An 11,142-nucleotide genomic window follows, 5' to 3' on the forward strand; every position below is an offset into this window, starting at 1 on the left:
CCAAGTGGGGGAGGAGATTTATGAAGAAGGTTCAAGTCATTTTTAGTCTATTATTGTTGTGTCTTTTTCTTAACTCAGGTGATGTCCGAGCAGATGATGGAAGTTTTGAAATTAATAATCAAACCATCTATGATCAAGGGAACAGTCCTCAGACTACTAAGTCTAAGAATATTCCTGAATTATTTTTAGAAGATAGTGTGAAGAAAGAAAAACAGCTACAAAAAGCACAGCAAGAGAATATTCATCAAGCGCAGTCCTCTCTTTTTACCGGGACTAAAGATACGAATAGTTTTCAGAGTCAGGATAAGGTGACGCGTGGCTTGTTTCAAGCAGATTATAGAGCAGATGAAACAATTTTGACTGGAGAGAGCACCTCTAACACTTCGCTACCTACTTGGCTATCTATTTTAGGATTTGGGATAGGTCTACTTGGAGTGACCTATCTAGGTGTTTGGCTAGGTAGGAAGTACTCAAAAGTGCTTCGTTTTAAGAAGGAGAGTGTGTGATGAAGATAATTACGGTTGGTATAAAATGGAGAGACCAAATATATGATTTGAAACTTCCAACACAGGTTTCATTCAAGAGAGTAAAAGAGCTGATATGTGAGTCATTTTCAATGATGAACCAAGAGCTACCAAGTCACTTTGATCTTCAAGTGACTAATAAATCAATTGTCTTTTATGATGATGACCAGATAGCGGACTTTCCTTTAGGAAACGGAGATCAATTAGAAATTGTAGGGAGAAAGAAATGAAAGTACAAGAGACAAGTATCCAATCCAAGTGGTCGAAAGAGGCTGGTGAATTAGAGATTAAGTTATCCGCTAATCAATTTCAACTGAATCGGATGAAGCAGTATCGATTCTTTTTAGAAAGCACGGCACATTTAGCTCAAGGAGCAGTGAAAGAAGAGGCAGAAGAGGTCGTCCGTCTTTCTTACCAAATTCCAGCAGGTTATCAATCGATTCGAGAAGCTGTTGAAAATAAAGAAATCTTAGAGCGCCTTCATCTTTTTCAAAAGTTACAATTCTTAAAAGAAACTGTCGATCAGCCTATGAAACCCTTTATTCACCCAGATAATCTGTTTGTAAGCGGGGAAAGTGTCCTTTTAGGACATAGAGGGATGACAGATAGTGTTGTTCCTTTTTCACTCATGAAAGAGGACTTGTTAAAGCAATATAAGGCTTTAGCTGTGTTCATTTTACAACCTAAGCTCAACTTTGAAGAGTTAATTGATAGTCTTACGACGGTAAAAAATGCTTTTGCGGAAACTCTTTTTAAAGCGGAGACTTTTGATGAAGTAGACCATCTCATTAGTGAGCAGGTTCGTATTCAAGAAGAGAAGCGTCAAAAGGAAAAACTGTTTGTCTCGAAAAGGAACTATCAATTGTTTAAATGGGGTTCTTTAGGACTCGCAATTGTAACAGTTGCGATGGGGATTGCAACAGGTATTTATGCTTTTTATGTGGTGCCTAAGCAGGATAAAATCATTCAGGCTGAGACGAGTTACATTGCTAAGGATTATACGGCAGTGGTAGAAGGTCTTAAGTCAGAAGCTCCAAATAGTCTTCCGAAGGGAGTCCAGTATACACTTGCGGCTAGCTCGTTAGAGTTAGACAATCTGACTCAAGAACAAAAGGAAGCTGTATCTAGAAACTTGTCACAGAAATCTAGTGAGAATACTCTTTCTTATTGGATCTATATCGGCCGTGGGGAACTTGAAAAAGCACTTGATATTGCTCAAAATATTGGGGACATTCAGTATATCCTTCATGCTTATACGAAGCTCTATGATCAGGTCAATACAGACAGTACGATGAGCGGAGCGAAAAAGCGAGAACTCCTTGAAAAGTATCAAAAAGAAATTGATAAGTTACAGGAACAATTAAACGGAAGTTCAAAGGCAAATATTACATCAAAGGAGACTAAAAATGGCAACTAAGGGCAAACAAGCGACTTGGAGTCAAAAGCTGTCAGATGAAGAGGTTCTTTGGCATGTGTTTTCGTTTAAAGAATGCTTTGAGTACAAAGAGTTGACCGAAAGGGCCTCCTCAATCAATATTGGAGAAAGTCATATCTCAATTACTGAAAGTGGTCTTGAAAAGGACGGAATCCCTTGGGCTGGTCAGGAGGAGGAAAGTCTGGTAGCCATTCCACATGAACAGATTCAGATCCATTCCTTTACCTATCCTAAGCAGGACTTACTCTTTTCTAAGGAGAAGAAAGCAGATGTTTGCCTTGAAAGTCAAGCTCTTCTTTACCTGAAGGTTAAGGAGAATACCTATCATCTCTCTGGATCATCTAATGGAGCTAAGGTTTATCTAAATGGACAAATTCTAGAGGAAGTTAATGCCTCTATTCAGGTAGGGGATGTTTTGGTGGTGGACTGCTTTCTTTTCTCATTTCGAGAACATCAGATCCATTTCCTGCCCTTGAGCAGACAGTACACTATCCAATCTGATCATTTGTTTGAAGAACCTTATCAAGCTGAGTTTCCACATGAGTTTCCTAATTATCGTAGAAGTCCACGCATTTATCTAAAGGAGCCTGAGGATAAGGTGGAAATCAATTCACCAGCACCAGAAGAAAAACTTAGACGTGGTGAGCTATGGCGTGCGATCGTACCGCCTGTTGGAATGGTGGTGATTAGCGGAGCCTCTAGTGTCTTTATGCAGGGAAATGCCTTGCTTATGATGGGAATGGCCAGTGCCAGTCTCTTGACAGCTGGATTTTCAGTATCGAGCTATTTTACCAACAAAAAGGAAGTCAAAGAGAAGAATCAGAAAAGAAACGATGATTATCAAGAGTATCTCTTAGAGACAGGAAGCCAATTGAGTCGTCTAAAGGCGAAACAAAAGAAAGCCTTGACATATAATTTTCCATCGGTTGATGAATTAGTGGATTTAGTAGAAAGTTACAACCCACGGATTTATGAGAAGATGGTGACAAATGATGACTTTCTAAAGGTTCATTTAGGAACTGGAGCGATTGATTCTAGTTATTCCTTACGTTTTCAACCAACCAATCGCAAGGAAGACTGGAGCCGCTTTGTCGAGAAAAAACTGGTACAACCGCATATAAAATTAGAGGATGCGCCTATTGTTCTCTCTCTACGTGATCAGGCTTTGGGATTAGCGGGAGCAGCTCCTGTCTTACGAGTAGCAGTTCAAACACTATTGTTTCAGATTGCGGCGCTCCATTCCTACCATGATGTAGAGTTTGTGACCTTGGTCTCCCAAGAGGAATACGAGAATCACTGGCGAGAATGGCGCTGGTTGCCTCATGCGCAAATGCGGAGTCTCAATCTACGGGGACTTATTCACGATGACCAGACCAGGGACATGGTCTTGACCTCTTTTTACCAGATGTTAGTCAAGCGTCGTCAGGTTGTTCGGGAACAAAAGCAGGAGCAAATCTTCTCGCCGCACTATGTCTTGACGATTTTGGATGAGTCATGGCTGTCAGGACATGGGCTCAATGAATTTCTGGCAGAGGATATGACCCAGTATGGGGTGACGGTTATCTGGGGTAAGGAAAGTCTCAATATGTTGCCTGAGACGGTGACGGCAGTGGTTGATTACCAAAATGGAGAGACAGCCAAGCTCGTCAATAATCATCATATCTATGTTGACCAAGACTTTAAGCCTAATCGTCTGCCTCAAAATGGAAAACTTGAAGAAGCGATTTACCGTTTGGCCAATCTCAATCATATCGAAGTGGAGAAAAACTCGATTCCAGATACGATTTCCTTTATGGAACTCTACGGTGTTAAGCAGGTCGAGGAATTGGGTGTGGAGAAACGCTGGCAGGCGGCGGATGCATCTAAGTCTCTCGCTGTACCTCTAGGTGTTCGAGGGAAGGATGATATTGTGCTGCTCAACCTTCATGAGCGTGCCCATGGTCCACACGGACTAGTTGCAGGGACTACCGGATCTGGTAAGTCTGAAATTGTGCAGAGCTATATTCTGTCTCTAGCTGTTAACTTTGCGCCAGAAGATGTTGGATTTCTTCCGATTGACTTTAAAGGGGGAGGAATGGCCAATCTCTTTGCCAAACTGCCTCACTTGATGGGGGCTATTACCAACTTGGATGGAGCTGGGACGGCTCGTGCGCTGAAGAGTATTCGTGCGGAACTTCAAAAGCGTCAGCGTCTCTTTGGGAAATTCGGTGTCAACCATATCAATGGCTATACCAAGCTCTATAAAAAAGGGAAGGCACTTAGCGATCCAGAGGAGAAAAAGACCTATCCGACAGAGCCTTTACCCCATCTTTTCCTGATCTCAGATGAGTTTGCGGAGTTGAAGCAAAATGAACCAGAGTTTATGGCAGAACTCGTCTCCACGGCACGTATCGGACGTTCCCTAGGGGTTCACCTGATCCTTGCGACTCAAAAGCCATCTGGAGTGGTGGATGAGCAGATCTGGTCTAATTCTCGCTTTAAGCTGGCACTCAAGGTTGCCGATCCTTCAGACTCAAATGAGATTATCAAAACTCCAGATGCGGCTAGTATCACTCAGCCTGGGCGTGCTTATCTTCAGGTCGGAAACAATGAAATCTATGAACTCTTCCAGTCAGCATGGAGTGGAGCAGATTATCAGCCTTATAGTGATGAAGGTAATCAAGTAGATGAACGGATTTGGTTAGTGAATCAACTAGGGCAGAGCGAACTCTTGATTGACGGAAATGACGGGGATTACTCGGTTGAAGAGACACAAGAGCAGGAGACAGAGCTTGAAGCTGTGATTGATTATATCAATAAGGAAACGGAGCGTCTGCAAGTCATCCTCCCTGAAAAGCCATGGTTACCACCTCTTGGAGAGGAGCTAGTAGGAGCGGTAATTGACCGTCAAGCAGAGTGGACAACCCCACGTCAACTCTCCATTCCACTAGGCATGCTGGATCTGCCAAGTGCTCAAAAGCAGGAGATCTACCACTTTGATATTGAGGAGTTAGGCAATACCGTCTTATATGGCTCTCCAGGCTTTGGAAAATCAACAGCTCTTCAAACTATCCTCATGAATCTGGCTCGTAGAAATACGCCTGAGCAAGTTCAGTTTAACCTTTTTGATTTTGGGACGAATGGTCTCTTACCAATTAGAGAGTTGCCACACGTGGCGGATCTGGTTCGACTAGATGAGGAAGAAAAGCTCCTCAAGTATCTGAAACGTCTGGATAGTCTTATGAAAGAGCGGAAAGCCCTCTTTACAGAGGCTGGCGTGTCTAGTTTGTCACAGTATGAGCAAAAGACAGGTCAAGCTCTCCCTGTTCTTCTCAACTTCTTTGATGGCTATGACTCGGTACGAGAAAGCCCATTAGAGGAGATCATCGAGTCAGCTGTCAACCAGCTCCTACGTGAAGGAGCTAGTCTGGGTATTTATACTCTGATAACCGTACTCAGCGCTAGTAGCTTGCGTTTACGGATGAGCTCGACGATTCCCAATGCTTTGAGCTTTTACTTAGTAGAAGAAGGAGCGCTTCGGACGGTTATGGGACGTGATGCCCTGCCAGGCCAGGAAATTGTTGGCCGTGCTCAAGTGACACAGGAAGAAGTTCTAGAGTTACAAGTCTATCTTCCGATAGAAGGAAAAGACGATATCGACCGTCTTTCTCACTTAACAGCAGAAATCCAATCGATGAATCAGGACTGGCAAGGCTTACGTCCAGAAGCAGTACCTATGTTGCCAAGTAAGATTTCTACGAGTTTCTTTGAAGATCACGAGGAAGTTCAGGATATGTGGCAAAGAGGCGAGTTGCCAATTGGTTTTGACAAAGAAAGTACACACCCGGTTGGCTTTGTGCCAAAACGAGACGGCTACTTTGAGCTTCTCTATGATACCATGCAACAGCTAGAATATGGCGAAGCAGCGCTTCTGACAGGCTTAGAAAAAGTGCCTAGTCACATTAAAAAGTTCTTGGTGGATCCAACAGGAAACTACCATCAGTCGGAAGGGCTGTTCGACGAAGTATTTGTGGGCGAGGATATTCCTGGTTTCTTTATGGATATGCAGTCTGAAGTGGATGCGCGCACGCCAGCTGATTTGGATTATCCTATCTATATCTTGATTCCAGAAGCACAAGCCCTCAGCAAGCTTATGAATCTTAAGATGACAGAAGATGCCTTTAAGGCTCTTCTGCACAAAGGAGGGACAGTTGGGCTCCACTTCATCTTTATGGGTGAGCTTCGTCAGATCGTTAACGGCTATATGGAAGTGGATAAGATTTTAAAGGTCAATGTGCCTGCAGGCTGTATCGGAATTCGTTTCCAAGACCAGAATGTTGTATCTATCAAGAGTAGCTTTACAGAGTCCGTTGTCGGAGTGGATGAGTACAACTACTTCACCAGCCGAGAAGGCTATCGTATTAAGCTTATCAGTGAATAAAAGCGAGTCATTTGACTTGCTTTTATTTTTAGGGTTCTTTCCCAATCCTTATGGTAAAACATTGGAATTTTTGATATAATTAGAAAAAAAGTGGAGAAGTTTATGTATGGGACGATACGATAGTGCTATTGCGAATTGTCATGCACAAATCCGTTGGATTCGTTTGGATATACGTACTTATGAGAATAAGATAAGACGGTTGGAATCTGCGAATGATTGTATCCAGAGTCAGATGGATGTTGTTAGTAAAAACAAGACTTCTGCGAGTGATTTGAATAAGCACTCTACAACTGATTTTCAAGGGACTTGTCGGGAAGATTTTAATAAAACGTTAGCAGGAATTTCCGATGCGATTACAACTTGGTTGACAGATACAGAAATGAATCGTAGAGGCCTTAACTAGCTTGAAGCAGAGTGTGGATGGTCTCCATTCCTCCATTGTCCGGGATATGGATGCGACGAATAAATATTATACGGAAATTTCTGACTTGATCTCACTGAAAGCTCCCAGTAAGGATAAGTTGAGTCGGGCTATTGAGGCGTCGAAACAGTCGCTTTCAGAGACGGAGAAGCGCCTGACTGCCTTCAATGACAAGCAGGCCACAAGTGAGTTAGATGAGATTTTAAACAATCAAAATAAGGGCTTAACGAAGGTGAGTGGGACGGTTACCATGGCCAGCCCTTATCGTAATCCTGAAGCGCTAGCTATCTATCGTAATCCTCATTTCAAGAAGGCGGTAAACCGTTATCACCAGAAAGTGGATAGTCTAGCAAGGGCTTACTTCCAGAAGAATCATCCAGGCGTTGCATTTGACAAGGACAAGGCAGGGATTGAGGAATTGCAGGCTCTTGCGAGGGAGGTGACTAAGAAGGCGGAGTATGGAGGGGAAGGAAAAAATCAAACTTACACGTTAGAGGAAGCCGTGAAAGATTTCGCTGAAGGCTTGACGCCAAGCGAATTTTCTAAAGAAACTATAGGAGCTTTTTTGGATCATGTTAAAGGGAAAGTTATTGAGGAATCTAAAAATATAGGTCGTTCACTGGCGGCGACTTTGCAACCGCGTGATGCCGCAGGGAGATTTATAAAAGATAGTTCAAAAATGAGAAATTGGCTAACTAGCACGCTAAAAAAAATACCGAATTCTACCAGTAAAGTTCTTGGAAATGTTGCTAAATGGGGTGGAAGAGGACTTGTTGCTCTAGGAATGTGGTCAGAAGGAAGTGACCATTATAAAGAACACCATAATGTTGGTAGAGCAGTAAGTTATGGCGTAACTGCTGGTACTGCCGGCTTTCTTGCTGGTAAAGCTGTAGGTGCTATAGTTGGATCAGCTTTTGCAGGAGCAGCTACAGGTTTACTTCCAATTGTAGTTGGTGTAGGAGCAGCTGTTGTAGTTGGTTCTGCTGTTTCTGTAGGTGTAAAAGCTCTGTATAAAAATGTGAAACCATTTAGAGCTGTAGTTGATGGTGCAGGAGATCTTTTAAACGGAATAGGAAAAGGAATATCTAATATCGGAAAATCATTTAGCAATCCACTTAAAGCAATTAAAGGAGTTTTTGGATAATGGAAAAAAAAGATAAATATGTAGCCCGTGTAGTAGGTAGACTAGACAATCGTTATTATTTAATAGAAGTCCATAACCGTCTTTATGTAATAGATTATTTTAATCCAAAGGACATCCGAAATTATTTGTGGGGATTTTTTCCAAAACATTTTTTAAGTTATAATATTTATGATGTTACAGATAGATCAGATAGATATAAAATTAAGTCTAATCCAAAATGGTTATCTGTTTTAAAAAGTATCAATGCTAGTAGTTTTATCAGTTTAGTGGTAGCATTGTGGTTATTGTTCTTTCCACCTACTTTTGCTCATAATGATAAAATCCCTCAGTTTTGGCTTCCGATTTTAGTTGTATTTGTTGTAGGTCTGCTACTGATTATTACTTTTTTAAATTTAGGCTTGGATAAAAGCATTGACCTTGAACAATTAGACCATAAAATAATAAGCCCTACTACAGTAATTAAATCTGAGAAAACATATTTACCTGAAAAATTAGCAAAATTTATTTTCTTTGTTTTAGGATTATCTGCTTGCTTTATAGTCGGAATACTCACATCAAATTATTTTACATTATTCTTCTTCACTTTTGTTGGGGGATATGCTTTGATATTGTACCCTTATTTTATAGAAATAATACTAAACAAATATAAGTTTCAAATTAAAAATACACAGGAGGCATAAAATGTTATTACCATTAGGAAGTATTGTTTACCTAGCAGATGGTAACCAGAAAGTTGTTATTATTGGTCGTGGAATGATTGTTAATCAGGAGGGAACAGATGTTGTTTTTGACTATACAGGCTCTGTTTTTCCAGACGGTCTCAATCCAGAAGAGATTTATTATTTTAACGAAGAAGATATTGACGAAGTCATATTTGAAGGTTACCGTAACGATGAAGAAGAACGCTATGCAAAGCTTTATCTACAGTGGTTGGAGGAAAACAAGGAGAAAGTGATAAAAGGAAGAACGAAATAGTATCATTTTTATACTATTATTTTTACCAGAGTAGCTTTACAGAGTCCGTTGTCGGAGTGGATGAGTACAAATACTTCACCAGCCGAGAAGGCTATCGTATTAAGCTTATCAGTGAATAAAAGCGAGTCATTTGACTTGCTTTTATTTTCCATTCCTTATGGTAAAACATCAGAATTTTTGATATAATTCTATTAACTGTAAGATTTAGTCAAAAGAGGTATAAAGATGAGTGATTTTGAAGAAAAGCGGCTTGCTAGTAATGCTTATAATCGAGCGCAAGCGAGTCGCTATGAAAGTTTGGCGAATCAGTACCAGAAAGCATACGATAAGAAAAAAGCAGAGATTGAGAAGTTAGAATCTGCTAGAAAAGAACTTTCTAAGCAAATTCAATCCTATAGTGAGTTCCGCAATACAGTTTCTCAATACTCTACAACTATTTCTACAGATACCTTTAAAGGGACAAGACGTGATACATTTGATAAGACTTTATCGAAAATTGCGACGACGATGAATACGCATCAAAATGATCATGAAATGAATTTGGCGAAGTTGGATGCAGAGATCGCAAAGCGAAAATTGGAGCTAGGCGATTTAGGTGGTGCTATTGGAAGTGCTTGGAATGCGGTTGAAAGCTTCTTGGCAGCTATTTTTTAGGGAGTAGGATAGATGGATAAAATAGGAATCAGTTCGGCTTCTTGGCAACGTGTTGTTACCTCAGCACGGACTAAGGTCGCATCTGTATCAGACATTCAAGTGACAAAGATTGGAAAAACTACCTTGAATCGGATGAAATCTTTTGAGACCCTTCAAGAACAAGCGAAAAAAATTCTGAGTGATTATAAGGATTTTGAAATGGAGCGTACTTCTCAAATGATTACGGTTGGTGAGAAGATTGTGGCTGATGATAAAGCTATGGCCGGTCAGTTTGATAAGAATACAGCCAATGTGAGGTTTAAGTAATGGTTCAATACGATAAGAATAAGATTTTTACAAGTATTATTACTAGCCGTACGAGAGAGACATTCGAAGTAGATGATACTTTGATTCAACTTGGTCAACAATTAGGAATGCGTCCGCAGATTTTGAAGGGACTCTATAAGGCTCTGAGGAAACTGGAGGATATCTATGAGTATGTGCCAAGTTTCGGTGCAACTTTTACTTGTCATTTTGATTATGAGAATCAGGAAGCTCAGATCCATTATAATCAACTAGATCAACTATTTTCCATCACTGATTTACAGGATTTCATGGGGATTGTGGACAGTGTCTACAGTCCTATTTATCCTTTAGGTTCTGTTGTTGAGCTAGATTTGGAGCTCTTACCAGAGGAACTCCAGAAAAGCTTAGCGGAGGGGCCAGGACCACTCGTTACGATTTCAGGCCGCAAGATGCCTCTTCAAGAAGGATTTGATGACTATGTGGTAGACTATTTGGCTCGCATCTGGCCCTTGGGTGAGATGCCTGGAATGGATGCTTTTTTCGTAAGTAACATGATGATTGAGCGACTTCGTTTTGAAGGTTACAGTGACGATTGGGAAAGTCAGTTCACAGAGGATGTTTTACGTGCGACTCAGCTCTCCCAGCAACAAGTATCGACTGCCTTTATGCGCAGTGAGGATTTTGTTCGGTATTATGAGCCGTATTTAAACACGGAGGAAGACTAATGGGATTTTATGTCGATATTGCGGAGCTTCAGAAAGCCCAAGAGGCCTATATGAAGATGGTCGCAACTGCTCAGAGTCAGTTAGATACCGCTAAAAATGGGATGAATGCCATCATCACCAGTAATTCCATGCATGGAGAAGTTGGAAAAGCGATTACGAATGAAATCAATAATGTTCATAACCCCGTGATTGTTGGCTTAAAGAATGGCTTAGAATTTCTAGGTTCTGAGTTTTCCAAGACGATCACGGATTTTCAGAATCTTGTTGGCGAAACCTCTGCAACGGCAGTTTTAGCAGAAGAAACTTTGGATGATGCGGTCAAGAAGCTAAATGAAGCCGATGAAAAGCATAAGGTGATGGATACCAATTTCAAGAGTATCTATGATGGTATTTCGAGTCTCTATCGTCTGAGTGCTCCCTTAAGCAGCACCTTCTATACCAATACCCAGACAGCCCGGAAGTATGTTCAGGAAACGAAGAATAAGGTCAATGCCTTTGATAAGATGACGACAACCAGCAGTGCGGAGCAACTTTTTAGTGCTTTAAGTAGCCAGATGGT

12 protein-coding genes are annotated in these 11,142 nt (G+C 41.1%); all 12 read left to right on the forward strand.

Annotated elements, in window-relative coordinates:
- The first annotated feature begins 20 nt into the window (after positions 1–20).
- Entirely contained in the window at positions 21–506 is a 486-nt protein-coding gene (locus tag NML69_RS03495; RefSeq protein ID WP_000757695.1) for a type VII secretion EssA family protein, read from the forward strand.
- Entirely contained in the window at positions 506–754 is a 249-nt protein-coding gene (locus tag NML69_RS03500; protein ID WP_139689916.1) for an EsaB/YukD family protein, read from the forward strand. The genes NML69_RS03495 and NML69_RS03500 overlap by 1 nt, the downstream gene beginning before the upstream one ends.
- Entirely contained in the window at positions 751–1,941 is a 1,191-nt protein-coding gene (gene essB, locus NML69_RS03505; RefSeq protein ID WP_000867924.1) for a type VII secretion protein EssB, read from the forward strand. The genes NML69_RS03500 and essB overlap by 4 nt, the downstream gene beginning before the upstream one ends.
- Positions 1,931–6,379 (forward strand): type VII secretion protein EssC, encoded by a 4,449-nt coding sequence (gene essC / locus NML69_RS03510; RefSeq protein ID WP_254725313.1) that lies wholly within the window; start codon positions 1,931–1,933, stop codon positions 6,377–6,379. The genes essB and essC overlap by 11 nt, the downstream gene beginning before the upstream one ends.
- 106 nt (positions 6,380–6,485) lie before the next feature.
- Positions 6,486–6,782 carry a hypothetical protein gene (locus NML69_RS03515; protein WP_000534138.1) on the forward strand — a complete coding sequence of 99 codons (297 nt, stop codon included), beginning with the start codon at positions 6,486–6,488 and terminating at the stop codon, positions 6,780–6,782.
- A 1-nt stretch (position 6,783) separates the two neighbouring features.
- Positions 6,784–7,944, forward strand: coding sequence for an LXG domain-containing protein (locus NML69_RS03520; RefSeq protein ID WP_254725314.1), 1,161 nt, complete (start codon positions 6,784–6,786; stop codon positions 7,942–7,944).
- Positions 7,944–8,624 (forward strand): hypothetical protein, encoded by a 681-nt coding sequence (locus NML69_RS03525; protein ID WP_000412065.1) that lies wholly within the window; start codon positions 7,944–7,946, stop codon positions 8,622–8,624. Before NML69_RS03520 ends, NML69_RS03525 begins: the two co-directional genes overlap by 1 nt.
- A 1-nt stretch (position 8,625) precedes the next feature.
- The gene (locus NML69_RS03530; RefSeq protein WP_000926357.1) at positions 8,626–8,919 is read left to right on the forward strand and encodes a DUF4176 domain-containing protein; all 294 of its coding nucleotides are present in this window, start codon (positions 8,626–8,628) and stop codon (positions 8,917–8,919) included.
- A 225-nt stretch (positions 8,920–9,144) separates the two neighbouring features.
- Positions 9,145–9,573, forward strand: coding sequence for a DUF5082 domain-containing protein (locus tag NML69_RS03535; RefSeq protein WP_001279021.1), 429 nt, complete (start codon positions 9,145–9,147; stop codon positions 9,571–9,573).
- A gap of 12 nt (positions 9,574–9,585) precedes the next feature.
- Positions 9,586–9,879, forward strand: coding sequence for a hypothetical protein (locus NML69_RS03540; protein ID WP_000357787.1), 294 nt, complete (start codon positions 9,586–9,588; stop codon positions 9,877–9,879).
- Positions 9,879–10,583 (forward strand): DUF4176 domain-containing protein, encoded by a 705-nt coding sequence (locus NML69_RS03545; protein ID WP_198459639.1) that lies wholly within the window; start codon positions 9,879–9,881, stop codon positions 10,581–10,583. The genes NML69_RS03540 and NML69_RS03545 overlap by 1 nt, the downstream gene beginning before the upstream one ends.
- Positions 10,583–11,142, forward strand: a 560-nt coding sequence (locus NML69_RS03550; RefSeq protein ID WP_254725315.1) for a T7SS effector LXG polymorphic toxin, incomplete at its 3' end; no start/stop codon positions are given. The genes NML69_RS03545 and NML69_RS03550, both read left to right, overlap by 1 nt.

This window comes from Streptococcus sp. CF8-6 (assembly GCF_024295845.1).
Classification (GTDB): Bacteria; Bacillota; Bacilli; order Lactobacillales; family Streptococcaceae; genus Streptococcus; species Streptococcus oralis_BO.